Here is an 18,891-nt window from a genome sequence, read left to right on the forward strand (position 1 = left end):
ATCAGTCGCCGAGCAGCCGCTCGTCGAGCGGATAGGTCGAAAGCTGCTCGTTGCCGGTTTCGGTGATCAGGATCTGCTCTTCGATCTTGACGCCCTCGCGTCCGCCAAGCCGGCCGATATAGCTCTCGACGCAAAGCACCATGCCCGACACAAGAACGCCGTCGGGCGTGTCTTCGGTCCAGTCGATGGCATGCGGCAGCGTCGGGTATTCGTCGGCCAGGCCGACACCGTGATAGAGCACGCCGTAACGCGTCGGGAAACAATCTGCGGGCGGCACCGCCGAGCGTTCGACAAGATCGCGGAACGATGTGCCCGGCTGCATCAGGCCGATGTTGTGGGCGATCTGGTCGGCGGCGATGCGAAACAGCTCGCGTTGCTCGTTGGATGGCTCGGTGTCGCCGCAGAGCCAGGTGCGCGACAGGTCGGCGCAAAAACCGTAAGGGCCGATCAAATCGGTATCGAAAGCGACGAGATCGCCGGCTGCGATCGTTCGCGACGAGCATTCCTGGAACCAGGGATTGGTGCGCGGGCCGGACGTCAACAGCCGGGTTTCGACCCATTCGCCGCCACGCGCGATGTTGCCGCGGTGGAGTTCGGCCCACAGTTCGTTTTCGGAAATTCCTGGCCTCAATGCTGCTTCCATCTCACCCATCGCCGCCTCGCAGGCGACGATCGACCGGCGCATGGCCAGGATTTCGTCGGGCGATTTGATCAGGCGTGCATTTTCCATCAGCGCTTCGCCATTGCCGATCGAGATGCCGAGGCGGGCGAGCGCTTCGACGCCCTCGGGATTGATGTGATCGACGGCGATGCGGCCGGTACCGCCGCCATGCTGCTTGACCAGATCGGCGATCCCGGCGGCCCAGCGGCGGACTTTTTGCTCGGTGAGTTCGCCGCTGTAGAGATACATCCACGACACTGCCGGCCGAACCTCGTCGACGACGCCGGAGTGGTCGGAAAGATGCTCGCAGGAAAAATAGTCGAACAGCACCACCGGACCTTCCGTGGCAACGAAACAATGTCTTGTCGGATTGTGTGCGACCCAGAGCTGCATGTTGGTCGAGTCGGTCGCATAGCGGATGTTGATCGGATCGTAGAGCAAGGCTCCCGCATAGCCGCGGCGCTTCAGCTCGGCACGGATGCGGTCGAGCCGGTATTGGCGCATGGCGGGCAGGTCGGGAGCAGCAATGCCGGCGGCGTGCCACTCGGCTTCCGCCGGTGCGCCGTAGCCAAGCACATGCTGGTTGAGTTCAGCGGCCTTCTGCCGCGACTTCAGGCGCAACGCATCGATTGAGCCTGCTTCGTCCGGCTCGAACGGCGCGATCCTGCGATGACGACCGAACCGTCGCTCGACGCCCGGATCGCTCATTTTCCTATCCTCCCGATATCAATCGGCCGCGCGGGTCAGGCCCGAGGGCGGGCCTTTGGGTCCAATGCTTTCAGGCCCGCATCTTCTCGCCGCTCGGGTCGAAAGGCGGCTCGACATTGATGCGGGCTGGTCGTCGGCTCCCGAGGATCTCGATCTCGAACAGTCCGGCGCTCTCGTCCGCGGCCAAGGCCGCCGGCACATAGCCTTGCGCCATCGATTTCTTGATATAATGGGCATAGCCGCCGGAGGTGACCCAGCCGACGACGCGCCAGTCGCCGTCGACGATGCCGCGCACGGCCGAAGCGCCTTCCGCGGCGCTCGAGCCGCGCACTTCCTTGCCGTCCGTATCGAAACGCGCCGCACCATAGCCGTGCGGCTTTTCCACCGTGCCGTAGTCCTTGCCGCCGACCTTGGCCCAGATCGGTTCGTCGCCCATCACGTCGGCGTCTGCGGCATCGACGATGAAGGAGACACGGCGCAGTTTTGGCCCTTCGGCCTGCTCCCTGGCTGCCGCGTCGCGTCCGATGAAGTCGTTCTTCTCCAGCTTGACGAAGCGGTCCATCGCCCCCTCGAACGGCCCGTAGATCGGGCGCAGTTCGCGGAACCAGGTCGGAAAATTCTTTTCCAGGCGCATCGAGAGCAGGGCGCGCATGCCGAAATCGACCAGGCCAAACTCTTCACCGGCATCCTTGATCGCCTTGTAGACGAGACGCTGGTAGGCCGGCGCCATCCAGATCTCGTAGCCGAGGTCACCGGTATATGTGATGCGATTGACCATGCAGGGCGCGCCGCCGACCGCCATCTCGCGGAAGTCCATGAAGCGGAAGGCCTTGGTCGAGATGTCGGCGTCAACCAGTTTCTGCAGCAGGTCGCGTGATTTCGGCCCGGCGATCGACAAGCCGACCAGCGTCTGGTCAAAGCGGTGAATGCGGACCTGTGACGCCCCTGGACCATCCTTCGGCAGGTGCTTCTCGAACCAGCGCATGTGATACTTCTGCGCCGCCGACGAGCTCCAGATCATGAAGCGCTCTTCGCCCGCCTTGGCGATGGTGAAATCGCCGATCAGCCTGCCGAACTCGTTCAGCATCGGGGTCAGCACAATGCGGCCGGTCTTCGGCATGCGGTTGGTCATCAGCCGGTTGAGGAAATCTTCCGATCCCGGCCCAGAGACTTCGTATTTGGCGAAGTTGGCGATCTCGGTGACGCCGACCTTGTCGCGGGTGGCGCGCACTTCCTCGCCGATCGGCCCGAAATCGTTGGAGCGATGGAACGAAACGATGTCCTTCGGCTCGGTGCCTTTCGGGGCGAACCAGAGCGGGGTTTCGAGGCCCCAGCTGTCGCCCATGACGGCGTTGTTGGCCAGCATCGTGTCGTAAAGCGGGGTGGTCTGGGCCGGGCGTGCCGCCGGCAGTTCCTCGTTGGGAAAGCGGATGGAAAAACGGCGCGAATAGTTTTCGCGGACCTTGGCATTGGTGTAGCGCAGCGTCGCCCATTCGCCGAAACGCGCGACGTCCATGCCCCAGACGTCGAAGCCGGGATCGCCATGGACCATCCAGTTCGACAATGCCAACCCGACGCCGCCACCTTGTGAGAAACCGGCCATGACGGCGCAGGCGCACCAGAAATTGGTCAGGCCCTGCACCGGGCCGACCAGCGGATTGCCGTCGAGCGCGAAGGTGAAGGGACCGTTGATGATCTGCTTTATGCCGGCCTTCTCGATGCCGGGAAAATGCTTGAAGCCGATTTCCAGCGACGGCGCGATGCGGTCGATGTCGGGCTGCAGCAATTCATGGCCGAAATCCCACGGCGTGTTGACCGGAGACCACGGCTTGCAGGCTTTTTCATAGGTGCCGAGCAGGATGCCGTTGCGTTCCTGGCGGGTGTAGATCTCGCCCTTGAAGTCCATAACGCCGATCATCTCGCGGCCGGTCGACTTGTTGAATTCCTCGACCTCCGGCATCGGCTCGGTCAACAGGTACATATGCTCCATGGCCAGCAGCGGCAGCTCGACGCCGACCATGCGGCCGATCTCGCGCGCCCACAGGCCGCCGCAGTTGACAACATGCTCGGCCTTGACCGTGCCTTGCTCGGTAACGACGTTCCAGGTGCCGTCGACCTCCTGCGTCAGCTCGACGACGCGGTTGCGCAGCACGATTTCGGCGCCGAGCTTCCTGGCCGCCTTGGCGTAGGCGTGGGTGGTGCCGGAAGGATCGAGATGGCCTTCGACCGGATCCCACATGGCGCCGACGAAATTGGTCTCGTCCATCAGCGGGAACATCGCCTTGGCCTCTGACGGCGTGATCAGCTCGGTGTCCATGCCGAGATAGCGGCCTTTGGCGTGAGCAAGGCGCAGGAAGTCCATGCGCTCCGGCGTGTCGGCCATCATCACGCCGCCGGTCAGGTGCAGCGAGCAGGACTGGCCTGAAAGCTCTTCGATCTCCCTGTAGAGCTGCACCGTATAGGCCTGCAGCTTGGCGACATTGGGATCGCCATTGAGCGTATGGAAGCCGCCCGCCGCATGCCAGGACGAACCGGAGGTGAGCTCCGAACGCTCGATCAGCATGATGTCGGTCCAGCCGGCCTTGGCCAGATGGTAAAGCACCGAGCAGCCGACGACACCGCCACCGATGACAACCGCTTTTGCATGAGATTTCATGAAGATAGTTCCGTTTTTGAAGAGATTGAATCGAGTGAGCGGGGCGTGAAGATAAAGCGAGGAAGGGCGCTGGCTGGAATAATCTCACGCCCTTCCTCTACCCCGTCGATCGGGGGAGAGGTGTCGAGCGAAACTCGACGAAGTGGGAGTCGACTGTTCATCAAACCAATACAGATGATCAAAAATCAGTCGGCGCGCCGCCTTCGGACCGACGTTTGTCGACGAAGGCGTCGAGTTCCTCGCGGATAGCCGGATCCATGTAGGGCTCTTCATAGGAGGCCAGCCGCTCCTTCCACACCCGATTGGCTTTTTCGATAGCTGTCGGCGATCCGGCTTCCGCCCAGGTCTCGAAATTGCGCCAGTCGGAGATGATAGGCGAATAGAATGCGGTCTTGTAGCGGTCCTGTGTATGTTGCGTGCCGAAGAAATGGCCGCCCGGACCGACGGACTGGATGGCGTCGAAGCCGAGGGCCTCCTCGGAGAGGTCGAGCGGGGTCAGGAACTCCGCCACCATCTGCAGCAGATCGATGTCCAGGATGGTCTTCTCGTAGGAGCAGCGCAGGCCGCCTTCCAGCCAGCCGGCCGCATGCATCATCAGATTGCCGCCGCCCTGGATGGCGCCCCACAGCGAGAACACGCTTTCATAGGCGGCCTGTGCGTCGACCGTGTTGGCGGCGCAGGTGTTGGAGGTGCGGTAGGGGATGTTGTAGCGGCGAGCGAGCTGGCCGCCGACCAATTGCGCCTTCATGTATTCCGGTGTGCCGAAGGCCGGCGCGCCGGACTTCATGTCGACGTTGGAGGTGAAGCCGCCATAGCCGACGGGCGCGCCCTTGCGCACCATCTGGGCGAAGGCAATGCCGGACAGTGCCTCGGCATTCTGCTGCACCAGCGCACCGGCGATGGTCACCGGGGCCATGGCGCCCGACAGGGTGAACGGCGTCACGATGACGACCTGGCCCTTGCTCGACATCTGGATGATGCCTTCCATCATCGGCACGTCGAGCTTGAGCGGCGAATTGGTGTTGATGATGGTGAACACCGACGGCTGTTCGAGAAGCTGTTCGTCGCTGATGCCGCGCGCGATCCTGGTGATCTCGATGCCGTCGACATTGCGCTCCTTGCCGAGCGAGTAGATGTGGAACACCTTGTCCGTGAGCACGCTCAGATCGCGGATGCATTCGAGGTGGCGGACGGACGGATGGATATCGATCGGCTCGACCGGATAGCCGCCGGTGCAGTTGAGGATGTTGTGCATCTGCGCAAGCTTGAGGAAGTTGCGGTAGTCCTGCTGGTTGCCGGGGCGGCGGCCGCGGTCGATGTCGGAACAATTGGGCGCCGACGCCATCATCGAGACGATCAGATTGTCGCCGCCGAAGCGAACATTGTGCGCCGGATTGCGGGCATGGATGGTGAATTCCGAGGGGCAGTGCGATACCAGCTCGAGGATCATGTCGCTGTCGAAGCGCACCCGCTCGCTGCCTTCGCGGACGTCCGCGCCATGCGCCTTCATGATGCGCCTTGCCTCGTCGTGCAGCACGTCGACGCCGATTTCCCTGAGAACGCGCAGCGAGGCGAGGTGGATCGATTCCAGCTCGTCGTCGGAGACCAGCCTGGTCGGCGTCAGCGGGATTTTCAGCTGACGGAAAGGCGGCTGCTCGAACGCCGCCGCTGCGCCGGCGCGCTTGCCCGCGCGGCCGCCGCGACGGGCGCGGTCGTTTGCCAATGCCGGTTCGGCGGGATGAAGGGCGGCGGTCATGATAGTCCTCGTACGCTGCGACGGTGCGGCGGCATAATGGACCGACCGCCGTCCCGCCATTGCGGAGGCGGCGACCACTAGGACGAGGGAAGCGACATGGACGTTCGCCAGCCGGACGCACCAAGGCGAATCCAGATCTGTGCCCGAACTGTGAAACATGTCACGTTGCGATCACGTCATATTGAGTAAGTACATTTAATACAAACTGTCCTGAGGGAGACTATTTCCGTGTCGGATGTTATCAGCGTGCGTGCAGCGACCAACAACGAAGTCGCTTTCATTGCCTGGGATATTGACGGAATGATCGACGGCTGTCTCGGCTTCGAGATCGTCCGCATCTATCCCGGGACCGGCGAGGAACGCTGTCTGGCGTCTTGGGTGCCTTTCCGGGGGCAACGCAACAAGGACTGGATTCCGCAGGATACCGGCGTCTGGCCGGTGCAGAAGACATTCTGGCGCGATCTTACGGTGCGGCGGCGCCGCGACAGCGTCGAAATCAGGCCGGATGGCGAATTGGTCGCCTACCGGGTGCGTCCAGTCGGCGACATGCGGCCCGGCCTCGATCCGGTGCCGGTGCGGCCCGAGAAAGCCTATACCGGAGCGGCTCGGCCGCTCGGCTATCTCGGACAAGGCGCCGTCAGCCCGACCATCTTCTTGGGATCGATGTTCGGCAAGGCGCGGCTCGCCTTCACCAACGGCGTGCTCTCGACGCAATGGCTGTCGCGAGCGCTGGAAGACGCCGGCATCAAGGTCGGGCAGCGCGACAAGATCAGGGCCGAGCTTCAGCGTCCCGGCAGCAAGATCCGCGCCTATCTTCACGGCGAGGTTCCGGATGTGCTCACCAGCCTGATGAAACGGGCCAAGGCCGAGGGCGGCACTGTCAGGCTTGCCCTCTATGAGCTTGGCGATGACGAGTTGTGCGACGCGATCATCGACGCCAAGGATGTCGTCGGCGTCATTCTTTCGAATTCGGGCAGGGATGAACAAACCAAGGCGTGGGACGCGGGCAACGCGCCCTTCAGAAAGCGGCTGCGCGACGCCGGCGTCGTGCTGACCGATCGTCTGTTCAACAACAACCATATCGGCCACAACAAGTTTGCCGTCTACCGCGATGCACAGGGCAATTCGCAAGCGGTCATGACCGGCAGCACCAATTGGACGTCGACGGGCATTTGCGGACAGTCCAACAACGCCTTCATCCGCGACGACCCTGCCATGGCCGAAGTGTTCGATGCCTATTGGGAACGGATGAAGGCCGACGTGTTCCCGCCGCCGGCGAGCGATAGCGCCGCCGGACGTGTGGCGCAGAAGCAAGGCAGGCCGTTTCGCCTGAAGAATCGCACACCGAACCATGTCGATGGGACCACCATCTGGTTCTCGCCAAACGATCCCGACCGCAGCAAAAAGGACATCTCGGTGCGGCCTGTCGATCTCGAAGATGTTTTCGCACGGATCAAGGCGGCAAAGGAGGCGGTGCTCTTTCTCGTGTTCAATCCGTCGCGGCTTGGCAACAATTCGGTCATCGATCAGGCTGTCGCGGCGGCGACGGCGAATCCAAAGCTGATCGTGCAGGGCGCAATCAGCGATCACACTGCCATGCCCAACTATATTGCTCCGACCCGGGATCCAGTCACCAACAAATCGAACAAGGACGGCAAGTCGCCATTCGTCTTTCCGGAGAAGGCCTGGGAGGCGCCGAACGTCTCCATCGTCAGGGCGGCCAACCTGACGGGGGCCTCCGTTGCGCGAGATTTCCAGGCGGAAGTGCTGACCGTCGGCCATGCGATCGTGCACGACAAGATCGTGATCATCGATCCGATGGCCGACAATGCGACCGTCATCGCCGGCAGCCACAACCTTGGCTACAAGGCGTCCTATGAAAACGACGAGAACATGGTGATCGTCGAAGGCGACAAGGCGTTCGCTGCGGCCTTTGCGGTGCATATGCTCGACGTGTTCGACCACTACAAGTTCCGCGCCTGGCGCAGAACGATTGGAGAAGGACCGTCGGACAATGACGGGCTCTCCATCGACGACAAGTGGCTGAAGCCTTACGCGGAGGGCAGGAAGGGGGCGATTGCCCGGTATTTTCCGTAGTGGCCTGAATGGCGTCGCGGAGTCCTTACAAGGCATGCTCTGGCTGGCGCAAGCGGTTCCTGCCGCCGGTGCTTCCCGGCACGCCGCCGAAGCGCTAATCGTGCAGGCTTCGTGGTGCGGATCATGGACCGGGCGGAACAGAACAGCGACCAGACAATGCAGTGGGCGGCGATCACCGGCGTGATCGCCACCGTTTCGGTGTTCGCCATCGCGCAAGGGCTGAGCTACCCGCTGCTGAGCTTCATCCTGCAGCGCCAGGGCGTCTCGCCGGCCATGATCGGCCTGTCGGCGGCAATGACGCCGGTCGGCTTTATCGTCTCGTCGCCGCTTATCCCGGCGCTGGCGCGCCGGTTCGGGGCAGGGCGCACGGCGCTGACCTGCGCGGCCCTTTCCGCGATCATGCTGGCGCTGATCGGCTGGACGCAAAATGTCTATCTCTGGTTTCCACTGCGCTTCCTGATCGGCGTGGTGACCAATCCGCTCTATGTGCTGAGCGAGATCTGGGTGATCGCGCTGGCGCCTCCGGCGCGCCGCGGTCGCGTGATGGGGATCTATTCTACAGTCATTTCGGCAGGTTTCGCGGCCGGCCCGCTGTGCCTGCTTGCGGTCGGCACCGAAGGATGGCCGCCGTTTCTCGTCGGCATCGCCGCATTCGTTTTTTGCGGCGCCTGCCTGGCGCTGGTGCTGGGACGGCTGCCAAAGGTCGATGAAGCCGGGCACCAGGTTTCGGTGATGGGGTTCATGCCGATGGCATGGCTGCTGCTGTCGGCGGTGGTGGTGGCCGCCGGTTTCGAACAGGGGGTGCTGGCACTGCTGCCGGTCTACGGAGCGCATTATGGCATCGCGGAGGCGCGCATGTCGGCGCTGCTGTCTGTCATGATCGCCGGCAACATCGCAATGCAGGTGCCGCTCGGCCTGCTGGCGGAACGGCTGACGGCGCGTCTGGTGCGATTTATCTGTGTATCGCTAACGGTGCTTGGATGCGTGCTGTTGCCGGTTCTCATCGAGACGCCGCTGATCTGGCCGTGCGTGTTTGTCTGGGGTGCGGTTTCCTACGGCATCTACACGATGTCGATCATCGAGCTTGGCGAGCGGTTCACCGGCTCGGCACTGGTCGCCGGCAACGCCGCCTTCTCGCTAATGTGGGGCGTCGGCGGCATCGCCGTGCCGCCGCTGGCGGGCGGCGCCATGGATATTCTCGGTGCGGACGGCCTGCCGATCACGCTTGGCGCCATTTGTCTGGCGTTGGCGGTCACAACCGTATTGCGGGGGCGAGCGGTCTAAAGCGCGTCACATTTGAACGGCCTCATGCGACGCGCTTTAGGTTGTTGTTTTTATGCATGTCGTTACCGCAAAACCGCTGCACACTTTTGCGCGACATGCATTAATACAATTGCGGGGTGCCTTCATTTCCTTGCCATCTGGAAATCGCCCATAAATCACATTCGGCATGGTGTTCAGAGGGATGCATCCTGCGTAGAAGGTCTCGAATTTCAACGGCACGATCAAAATCGGGTATCAATCCAACATCGGACAGTTCCGTGTTCGCAAACACGTCAGGAAATCCTCCGCAGTTGGTCAGAGCGCTTATGGAGACGTCTTGATCCAACAAGTCGTAGCCCAGGAAGGTAAATCCGTTCCAGTCGAGTGAACGCACGTCAAGCGATGGTCTTCGGATCACATTAAGGACATTCAAGTCGCCCGGATCGGCCAACTCCGAAAGGAGGAAGTCCAGGTCCACAAAGAAATCGAGCATGTAGTCCTCGTTAACAATATGGGGCCAGTAGCTGTCCTTTACCTCTCCCAGCGCGACCGGCCCGAGCATTCCATCGAGTGAGACGACCTCGCTTAATTGGGTGAGGCCGGACCAGTTTATGTACATGGTCCAAGCAGTGCCGCTGAAAGGACCGAACTTCTCTTTGGCAATGTACAGATGTTGCATGGATTCCCTCGTGGCCTGCGGGCGGCAGGCGGCCCCACCTTAGGAGGCCAACAGCGCAATGGCTCCTTTTGCGTTCCAAGTTGACTACCGATAGTGGCAAGACGACGTTGCCGAGCCTTGACGAATTTATCGGAGACCACATGACCAGTTCGAACACAAAGGCGCGTCCCAATTCGGCGACTGAGGATCCCTTTCTCTGGCTGGAGGACAGAACGGGCAAGGAAACGCTCGACTGGGTTCACCGTCAGAACGAGATCACGGTCGCCGAGTTGCAGGGCGATCCATCCTACCAGACCTGCTTCCAAACCGCACTGGACCTGATGACGGCCGAAGACAACATTGCCGTCGGGTCTGCGCTCAACGGCCACGTCTATAATTTCTGGCAGGACAAGACCAACGTGCTCGGCCTCTGGCGGCGCACTCCGGTCGCTTCCTACAAGACCGAGAAGCCGGAATGGGAGACGATCATCGACTTCGACAGTCTGTCAGCCAAAGAGGGTGTGAAATGGGTGTTCAGCGGCGCCAGCCGGCTTTACCCCGATTTCAGCCGCTGCCTGCTCAGCCTGTCGCCGGATGGCGGCGACGCCAGCGAAATGCGCGAATTCGACATCGACAGCAAGTCCTTTGTCGAGGGCGGCTTTCGTGCTCCTGCCTCGAAGTCGGGCTTCAACTGGCTGGACAAGGACACGGTCATCGTCTCGGCTGCCTTCGAAGAGGACGAAAAAACCCAGTCCGGTTATCCGCGCGTGGTCAAGCTTTGGCAGCGCGGCACCAGGCTGGAGGATGCGACGCCGATTTTTGAGGCGCAGAAGCAGGATCTCGCCGCCGGCGGTTCCCTCGAATTCGACGGCGACAAGCGTCATCTGTTGCTGACCCGGACGCTCGATTTCTTTGCCTCGCACAGTTTTCTGCGTCTGCCCTCCGGTGAAAACAGGCGCATCCCGTTGCCGGACGACGTGACCGACGCGGTGCTGTTCAGGGATCAGTTCGTCTTTGGAGTGCGCAGCCCGTGGACGGCGCCGGACGGCACGCTGTGCAAACCTGATGGCCTCTATTCGCTGGACTTCGCGCGCTGGATCGAGACCAATGCGCTCGGACCTGTCGAGACCGTGCTCGAGCCGGCGGATCGTGTCTCGATTGCCGGCATTGCCCGCACGCGGGACCGGTTGTTCATCAATCTGATGGACAATGTGCGCGGCAAGGTCGTCGCCTGCGATCGCAGCGGCAGCGGCTGGTCGCTGCAGCCAGTGGCGCTGCCCGAAAACGGCAGTGTCGGCATCAGCCACGCCGAGCGTTTCGGCTCCAGCGTGTCCTTCTCCTTCACCGACTTCCTGACGCCGAGCTCGATCATCTGGTCGGACGACAATGCAGCGATGCTGACAACCGTGAAATCGCAGCCGGCGCGTTTCGATGCGTCGTCGCTGGTCTCGGAACAGTTCGAGGCATGCTCGAAGGACGGCACCAAAATCCCTTATTTCGTCGTCAGGCGGCGCGACCAGGACGGGCCGGTGCCGACGCTGCTTTACGGCTATGGCGGCTTCGAAGTGCCGCTGCTGCCCGGCTATGCCGGCGTGCGCGGCCGGCTGTGGCTGGAAAAGGGCAATGCCTATGTGCAGGCCAATATCCGCGGCGGCGGCGAGTTCGGTCCGAACTGGCATCAGGCCGCGCTCAAGGCCAATCGCCAGAACGCCTTCGACGATTTCGCCGCGGTCGCGCAAGACCTGGTGAAACGCGGCATCGCCACGCCGGCGACGCTCGGCATCCAGGGCGGCTCGAATGGCGGCTTGCTGACCGGCGTTTCGCTGACCCAGCATCCCGAGCTTTTCGGCGCGGTGATCATCGACGTGCCGCTGCTCGACATGCTGCGCTACACCGAACTGCCGCCCGGCGCATCCTGGATGGCCGAGTATGGCGATCCGGCGAAGCCGGAGGAGGCGGCGTCGCTGGCGGCTTACTCGCCTTATCAGCATGTCGAGCCCGATGCCGCCTATCCGCCGGTGCTGCTGACGACATCGACGGCCGACGACCGCGTCCATCCCGGCCATGCGCGCAAGATGGCGGCGCGGCTGCAGGCTGCCGGCCACGCGAAGACGCTGTTTTTCGAGGAGACCGAGGGCGGCCATGGCGGGCGCGGCGATCGCCGGCCGCAAGCGGCACAGGCGGCGATGAAGTATGTCTTCCTGCAACGGGCGCTGGCCGGAACGGCTTGAACGGAACGGCTTGAACTGATCGCATCAGACCGCCTAAGATGCTGCATGGCTTGGATGAAGGCATCATGCGCGTTTGGGGTGGCGGTGACGCCGTCGCCGCGCACGCTTCGCGCCGAGCTTTTGCGGCTTTGCGCCCGCATCGGCTATTCGCCGCCCGCCTTCCTCTGACGAATCCGCCCCCGCTGCAATTGCCGGATTGTCTGCAATTGCCGGATTGGTTCAAGAGAAAGATCAGACATGACCTATCAGAATTATTCGCTGAAGCAGCTTCAGCAGATCGATGCTGCGCATCACCTTCATCCGTTCACCGACCACAAGGAGATGCGCGAGGCCGGCTCACGCATCATCACCCACGCCAACGGGCCGTTCATCTACGATTCCGAAGGCACGGAAATCCTCGACGGCATGGCCGGGCTGTGGTGCGTCAACATCGGTTACGGCCGCGATGAGCTGGCCGACGCCGCCTACGCCCAGATGAAGGAACTGCCTTATTACAATTCCTTCTTCAAATGCTCGACCCCTACACCGGTGCTGCTGGCCAAAAAGCTGGCGGAACTGGCGCCGAAGCATGTCAACCAGGTGTTCTTCGGCTCGTCCGGTTCGGAGGCCAACGACACGGCGCTGCGCCTCGTGCGCCACTATTGGGCATTGGAAGGCAAGCCGGAGAAGAACCGCATCATCTCGCGCAAGAGCGCCTATCACGGCTCGACCATCGCCGGCACGTCGCTGGGCGGCATGGAGCCGATGCACAAGCAGCTCAACGGCGCGGTTCCCAACATCGTCCATGTGATGCTGCCTTATGCCTATGAGCTGGCTCTGCCCGGCGAAAGCGACCATGATTTCGGCCTGCGCGCGGCCAAGGCCGTCGAGGATGCCATCCTCGAAGCCGGCGCCGACAAGGTCGCCGCCTTCATCGGCGAGCCGGTGATGGGAGCAGGCGGCGTGAAGATACCGCCGATGAGCTATTGGCCGGAAGTGCAGCGCATCTGCCGCAAATACGATATCCTGTTGATGCTCGACGAGGTCATCACCGGTTATGGCCGCACCGGCGAGTGGTTCGCAGCTCAGACATTCGACATCGAGCCCGATACCGTCACCACCGCCAAGGCGCTGACCTCCGGTTATCAGCCGCTGTCGGCGCTGCTGGTCGGTGACCGCATCGCCGCGACGCTGGTCGAGAAGGGCGGCGAGTTCAATCACGGCTATACCTATGCCGGCCACCCCGTGGCCTGCGCTGTGGCGCTGAAGAACCTCGAGATCATCGAGCGGGAGGGTTTGGTCGATCGGGTCAAGAACGACACCGGACCCTATTTCGCCAAGGCGCTGCAGGAGCACGTCGGCGGTCACGATCTGGTCGGCGAGGTGCGCTCGATCGGCCTGATGGGGGCGATCGAGATCGTCAGCGACAAGGCGACCAAGGCGCGCTTCCTGCCGGCCGGGAGCGCGGCCGTGACCGTCCGCGACCACGCAGTTGCCCAGGGCATGATGCTGCGCGCCACCGGCGATACGATGATCCTGTCGCCGCCGCTGATCTGGACGCGCGAGACGATCGATATGGCCTGCGGCCGCATCGCCAAGGCGCTTGATCTGGCGCAGGCGGATTTGCGCAAGCTGTGAGATAAAACGATCGCCGGGCGTCCTGCAACCGGACGCCCGGCGTTTGAATGCCGGATTCTGCCAGCCGGAGGAGCCGCTCACCAAGGCCCGATCGGCGGATTTCACTTTTCTGTCTCGGGCAGCGCCGCTTTGCTCGAGGTCGTGCTGCGCTTCGGTGCGGCGCGCCGGCGCCGCATAAATCGCTCAAGCAAGTTCCGTCTTCTCTTGCGCTGGACAAGATCGATATCGCTGACAAGCTTTGCGCCGCCCTCGCGCCGCTCCAAGGTGATCTTGCGGCTATGAAAGGCTTCCAGCTCGGCGCGATGCGCCACGCTTATGATGGTGACCTTCGGCAATTCGTGAACGATCATCTCCATCATCTTGTCCTGGCTCTTTTCATCGAGTGCTGACGTTGCTTCATCCAGCACGATGATATCGGGGCTGTGCAGCAGAAGACGCGCGAAGGCGAGCCGCTGCTTTTCGCCACCCGAGAGGGTCTGGTCCCATGGCGCGTCGTCCTCGATCTTGTCGTTCAGATAATCGAGCCCGACCTTTTCGAGGGCAGCCTTGATCTCGTCCAGCGTCCAGCGATCGGCGGCGCCTGGATAGGCGACTGCGCGGCGAAGCGTCCCGGTGGGGACATAAGGCCGTTGCGGCAACATGAACAGCCGTCTGTCGGCGTGGATGTTGACGCTGCCGCCGCCCCACGGCCACAGACCTGCGACGGCCCGCACCAGCGTACTCTTGCCTGAGCCGGATTCGCCGGCGACGAGCACCCGCTCGCCTGATTCGATCACGACCTTGGTTTCCTTGACCACGGCGGTGCCGTCGTCGAGCGACACGGACAGATTGTTCAGGCTGAGCATCGCATCGCCTGCAGCTTCGCCGCGCTTTATGCGTCCGAGCGTGTTGCTCTGTTCCGCGCGCTCGAGCCCGTCGAGCGACATCATCAGCGAGGCGATGCGCCGTGCACAGGCGTTCCAATTGGCGAGACGGGGGTAGTTGTCGACCAGCCATCCGAACGCGCCCTGCACGATGGCAAAGGCAGAGGCAGCCTGCATGACCTGGCCAAGTGTCATGCCGCCTTCGAGAAACTTTGGAGCGCAAAGCAAAACCGGCACGACAGGCGCAAACAGACTCGCCCCCTGCGATACCAGCGCTGTGCGCATGTGCTGACCTGTAAGGAGCGCCCATTGCCTGAGCACATAGGCGAACGTCTTGTCGATGCCGCTACGCTCTTCCTCCTCGCCGCCGAGCAATGCGATACTCTCGCCGTTTTCCCGCACGCGGGTCAGCGTGTAGCGGAATTCGGCTTCCGCCTGATTTTTTTCCTCGGAGAGGTGGACGAAATGGCGGCCAATGACCGCCATCGAGGTGGATGTGATCGCCGCATAGAGCACCGCGGTGATGACGAGAAAGCCGGGAATGGTCACCGTCGAACCTGCGATCGTCAGGGTCAGGGCCCCGCCGATCGTCCAGAGCACCACGATGAAGGTCGAGGCCGACAGAAACGCGTTGATGACACCGGCGATGAAGTCGACCGGGGATTCGGTGGCAATCCGCAAATCCTCCGTGATGCGGGCTTCGGGGTTCTGGTGATCGCCGCCGACGAGGTTCAACTGAAAGTAGCGGCCGCTTGCAAGCCACCGCGCGATGACCGCGTTGGTGAGCCAGGAACGCCAGCGGCGCTGCATCGTCATGCGAAGGAAGACCTGTGCAACGACAAGGCTTCCGCTTCCGAGCACGAGCGGCACGAAAACGGCGCTCAGGACATAGACGGTGCGCGCATTGCGTTGCTCAAGGGCATCGAAAATTGCGCGATTCCAGACATTGATCCCATACTGGAAGCCGACATTGATGACGATCAGGAGCAATAACCCGATCGTGTACGGCCAAGCCCGCCTATCGCCTCCGCGGCCCCAGTAACCGCGCGCGCTGATCCAGAAACGCCTCAGCAAGTATCTCTTGCGCGCCTGCTCGGCCTCCTCAGGGGTCAGCTCCGGATCGGGTTCGACGAACTCCAGCGGCGGCGGGGCCGCGCCGACGGTCTCAGACGCGGCTTCGACAGTCGATTGCTTCTCCTGGCGCGACTTCTCGGCATCGCGTGATTTGGAGACCGATTTCGGCTTGGATTTAGCCCCGGACATACCGGCGATAACGGCTTGGAAATCAGAAGGTTTCAATGATGTCCGCTCAAGCCGCTTGATCTCCACGTCAGCGCGGATGCGGTCGGCTTCGTTTTTTTGGCCTCTTCCTTGATCTGCTGCCCGGCCATGTTGGATTGAACCGCATTGCGTGAATGCAAAAACCGCGCTCCATCGGGAACGCGGCTTTGCCAGATACGCATGGCGCTTCGCTGACTGAACACTTGGCGAAACTTACGGGCTCCGGTACGCGAGACCTGATCCGGAGCGCCGGGCGGTTGCGATAGGCCGCCTCGCACTCCGTTCTACAGGGACATCGTTACCGGGTGGTTATCGATAGTTTAAGCAAATCTAAATTTCCGCGTTTCTTGCCGGAAACCGAAAGCCGGTCGAGTTCGAGGCTGAAAGCGCGTCGCGTCTGCTGCGCACGCTTTGCGCACCCTTGGGGGGTTAAGCCAAGCTTTTGGGCGACATGCATTACGCCGGGGTGCCGCGCAGGAAATTTATGATGCCGGAGAAGTCAGCAGCGGCATGCCCCTGGGCGTTGAACAGCGCATAAAGCTGGGCGGCCTCGGCGCCCAGCGGCGTCACCGCACCGGCGCTTTGCGCGGCTTCCTGCGACAGTTTCAGGTCTTTCAGCATCAGTGCCGCGGCAAACCCCGGCCTGTAGCCATTGTTGGCCGGCGATGTCGGCACCGGACCAGGGACCGGGCAGTAGGTGGTCAGCGACCAGCACTGGCCCGACGAGTTCGAGGCGACGTCGAAGAGCGCCTGGTGCGACAGGCCGAGCTTTTCCGCCAGAACGAAGGCTTCGGCGACGCCGATCATCGAAATGCCCAAGATCATGTTGTTGCAGATCTTTGCCGCCTGTCCGGCGCCGTCATCGCCGCAATGGACGATGCGGCCGGCCATTGGCTTGAGGATTGGTTCGGCCTTGGCAAAAGCTTCCTTCGCGCCGCCGGCCATGAAGGTCAGCGTGCCGGCGGCGGCGCCGCCGGTGCCGCCGGAAACCGGCGCGTCGATCGACAGCAGCTTGTGTCTGGCGGCAATGGCGTGGGCTTTTCGTGCCGATTCGACGTCGATGGTCGAGGAATCGATGAACAGCGCGCCTTTTTTCGCTTTTGGCACGATGTCTTCATAGACCGACAGAACGTGTTTGCCGGCCGGCAGCATGGTGATGACCACATCGGCCTCCTTCACCGCGGCAACGGCATTGGCCATGACGACGACCCCATGCTCCTTGGCGTTGGCGAGATTTTCCGGGATCAGGTCGAAGCCGTGAACGGCATATCCAGCCTTGACGAGATTGGCTGCCATCGGATTGCCCATATTGCCGAGGCCGATGAAGGCGATGGTGGTCATGATGGCACTCCGTGGTGTGGGTAAGGCAGTAGGCAGTGGGCAGTAGGCAGTAGGCAGTAGGCAGTAGGCGGCCTATTCGGGCGCGAGTTTGCTAATAAGTTGGCGAAGCATTTTTCCGATGCCCTCGGTCGCTAGCAGCACCTGATAAGCTTGATCATGCGTAGCTAGGCCAATGCGTTCAGCGATCTGCAGGTGCGTCTCGAACTCCTTCAACGACCCTTGGGCTATCCGGAGGAATTGCTGATAAGAGCCTCGGTTGTCTCGGCCATAACCTTCCGCGATGTTTGCAGGGATAGAGGTTGCCGAGCGGCGGATCTGGCTGGTCAACCCATACAATTCCTCTTTTGGCCATGCCCTGGTCAAGGCGTAGGTGGTGACGGCCAGATCCATCGCCTGCTGCCAAACGATGAGATCCTTGTACGAACTGATCTTGCCGGTCATCCTACTGCCTACTGCCTTACCGGCCGATGAGGGCGCGTGCGATGATGACGCGCATGATCTCGTTGGTGCCTTCGAGAATCTGGTGAACGCGCAAATCCCGCACCAGCTTCTCGATGCCGTAATCGTGCAGATAGCCATAGCCGCCATGCAGTTGCAGCGCGTCGTTGGCAACGTTGAAGCCGACGTCGGTGACGAAGCGCTTCGCCATCGCCGACCATTTCGAGGCGTCCGCGGCCTTGCGGTCGAGCTTCGAGGCAGCGGCGTAAAGGAATATCCGTGCTGCCTGCAACTCGGTCTCCATGTCGGCCAGCTTGAATTGCAGCGCCTGGAACTGGTTGATCTTGGCTCCGAAGGCCTTGCGTTCGGCGGTGTAGGACAGCGCCTTGTCGAGCGCCGATTGCGCCCCGCCCAGCGAACAGGCGGCGATGTTGAGCCGGCCGCCGTCGAGCCCGGCCATGGCGATGCCGAAGCCGGCGCCTTCGTCCGAGAGCAGGTTTTCACCCGGCACCTTGCAGTCCTCGAAGACGACCTGGCGGGTCGACTGCATGTGCCAGCCCATCTTGTGCTCGTTGGCGCCGAAAGACAGGCCGGGCGCATCTTTCGGCACGACGAAGGTCGAAATACCCTTCGGACCGTCGGCGCCGGTGCGCGCCATGACGATGTAAAGGTCGCTGTCGCCGGCGCCCGAAATGAACTGCTTGACGCCGTTCAGCACATAGTCGCCGCCGCTCCTCACTGCACGCGACTTCAGCGCCGCAGCATCCGATCCCGAACCCGGCTCGGTCAGGCAATAGCTCGCCAGCCATTCCATCGAGGTCAGCTTCGGCAGGAAGTGCTGGCGCTGCTCGTCGCTGCCGAAGCGGTCGATCATCGAAGCCACCATATTGTGGATCGAGATGAAGGAGGAGAAGGCCGGATCGGCGCGCGAAAGCGCCTCGAAGATCAGCACCGCGTCGAGCCGGCCGAGCGCTGAGCCGCCGACATCGTCACCGACATAGATGCCGCCAAGCCCGAGCGGGCCAGTCTCGCGGATCACGTCCGCCGGAAAATGCTTGTTGCGGTCCCAGTCGAGCGCGTTCGGCGCAACGCGATCGGCAGCGAAGGCCCCGGCCATTTGCTGGATGGCGCGCTGGTCCTCGTTGAGTTCGAACTGGCTGGTGCCCGCATCAACAGCGGCGTCCATGGCGTGCTCCGTAATGTCTTCGGCCTCCTGGCCTGTCGTTTTTGGCTTTGCGCGCGGTTCAATCTAGACCAATGATGCCGCCGCGCAAGCCGACTAGCTCCATCCAACGATCTGGGGGCGGCTGTGTGATAATGC

At 62.3% G+C, this 18,891-nt stretch carries 13 protein-coding genes; 5 read left to right on the plus strand and 8 right to left on the minus strand.

The window, feature by feature from the left end; genetic code table 11:
- Window position 1 precedes the first annotated feature (1 nt).
- From AC0L18_RS07405 to AC0L18_RS07415, 3 genes are all read right to left on the minus strand, one after another.
- Window positions 2-1,369, minus strand: a complete 1,368-nt coding sequence (locus AC0L18_RS07405) for a M24 family metallopeptidase (protein ID WP_473491341.1) — start codon at window positions 1,367-1,369, stop codon at window positions 2-4.
- A 70-nt stretch (window positions 1,370-1,439) separates the two neighbouring features.
- Window positions 1,440-4,025: a GcvT family protein gene (locus AC0L18_RS07410; protein WP_473491343.1), complete on the minus strand. Its 2,586-nt coding sequence runs from the start codon at window positions 4,023-4,025 to the stop codon at window positions 1,440-1,442.
- 178 nt (window positions 4,026-4,203) lie between these two features.
- Window positions 4,204-5,781 carry a trimethylamine methyltransferase family protein gene (locus AC0L18_RS07415; RefSeq protein ID WP_473491344.1) on the minus strand — a complete coding sequence of 526 codons (1,578 nt, stop codon included), beginning with the start codon at window positions 5,779-5,781 and terminating at the stop codon, window positions 4,204-4,206.
- Window positions 5,782-6,009: 228 nt separating this feature from the next.
- Here AC0L18_RS07415 and AC0L18_RS07420 point away from each other — a divergent pair, with 228 nt between their 5' ends.
- Both AC0L18_RS07420 and AC0L18_RS07425 read left to right on the plus strand, forming a co-directional pair.
- Window positions 6,010-7,878 (plus strand): phospholipase D-like domain-containing protein, encoded by a 1,869-nt coding sequence (locus AC0L18_RS07420; protein ID WP_473491346.1) that lies wholly within the window; start codon window positions 6,010-6,012, stop codon window positions 7,876-7,878.
- Between the two features lie 123 nt (window positions 7,879-8,001).
- Window positions 8,002-9,162: an MFS transporter gene (locus tag AC0L18_RS07425; RefSeq protein WP_473491347.1), complete on the plus strand. Its 1,161-nt coding sequence runs from the start codon at window positions 8,002-8,004 to the stop codon at window positions 9,160-9,162.
- A 100-nt stretch (window positions 9,163-9,262) separates the two neighbouring features.
- Here AC0L18_RS07425 and AC0L18_RS07430 read toward each other — a convergent pair whose 3' ends face one another.
- Window positions 9,263-9,820, minus strand: a complete 558-nt coding sequence (locus tag AC0L18_RS07430; protein WP_473491349.1) for a hypothetical protein — start codon at window positions 9,818-9,820, stop codon at window positions 9,263-9,265.
- Between the two features lie 140 nt (window positions 9,821-9,960).
- Between AC0L18_RS07430 and AC0L18_RS07435 the strand changes: the two genes are divergently transcribed.
- From AC0L18_RS07435 to AC0L18_RS07445, 3 genes are all read left to right on the plus strand, one after another.
- The gene (locus AC0L18_RS07435; RefSeq protein ID WP_473491351.1) at window positions 9,961-12,030 is read left to right on the plus strand and encodes a prolyl oligopeptidase family serine peptidase; all 2,070 of its coding nucleotides are present in this window, start codon (window positions 9,961-9,963) and stop codon (window positions 12,028-12,030) included.
- 45 nt (window positions 12,031-12,075) lie between these two features.
- Window positions 12,076-12,198 (plus strand): capsid protein, encoded by a 123-nt coding sequence (locus AC0L18_RS07440; protein ID WP_091599613.1) that lies wholly within the window; start codon window positions 12,076-12,078, stop codon window positions 12,196-12,198.
- Window positions 12,199-12,267: 69 nt separating this feature from the next.
- Entirely contained in the window at window positions 12,268-13,647 is a 1,380-nt protein-coding gene (locus AC0L18_RS07445) for an aspartate aminotransferase family protein (protein ID WP_473491352.1), read from the plus strand.
- Window positions 13,648-13,748: 101 nt separating this feature from the next.
- Here the strand turns inward: AC0L18_RS07445 and AC0L18_RS07450 are convergent, their stop codons facing one another.
- The 4 genes from AC0L18_RS07450 to AC0L18_RS07465 all read right to left on the minus strand — a co-directional run bounded on the left by AC0L18_RS07450 (window position 13,749) and on the right by AC0L18_RS07465 (window position 18,756).
- Window positions 13,749-15,773, minus strand: a complete 2,025-nt coding sequence (locus tag AC0L18_RS07450; RefSeq protein ID WP_473491394.1) for an ABC transporter ATP-binding protein/permease — start codon at window positions 15,771-15,773, stop codon at window positions 13,749-13,751.
- A gap of 474 nt (window positions 15,774-16,247) precedes the next feature.
- Window positions 16,248-17,132, minus strand: coding sequence for a 3-hydroxyisobutyrate dehydrogenase (gene mmsB / locus AC0L18_RS07455; RefSeq protein WP_027154477.1), 885 nt, complete (start codon window positions 17,130-17,132; stop codon window positions 16,248-16,250).
- A 72-nt stretch (window positions 17,133-17,204) separates the two neighbouring features.
- On the minus strand, window positions 17,205-17,573 hold the full coding sequence (locus tag AC0L18_RS07460; RefSeq protein ID WP_473491353.1) for a four helix bundle protein: 369 nt from the start codon (window positions 17,571-17,573) through the stop codon (window positions 17,205-17,207).
- 16 nt (window positions 17,574-17,589) lie between these two features.
- Window positions 17,590-18,756 (minus strand): isobutyryl-CoA dehydrogenase, encoded by a 1,167-nt coding sequence (locus tag AC0L18_RS07465; RefSeq protein WP_473491354.1) that lies wholly within the window; start codon window positions 18,754-18,756, stop codon window positions 17,590-17,592.
- Window positions 18,757-18,891: the final 135 nt, after the last annotated feature.

The organism is Mesorhizobium sp. WSM4819, assembly GCF_055811215.1.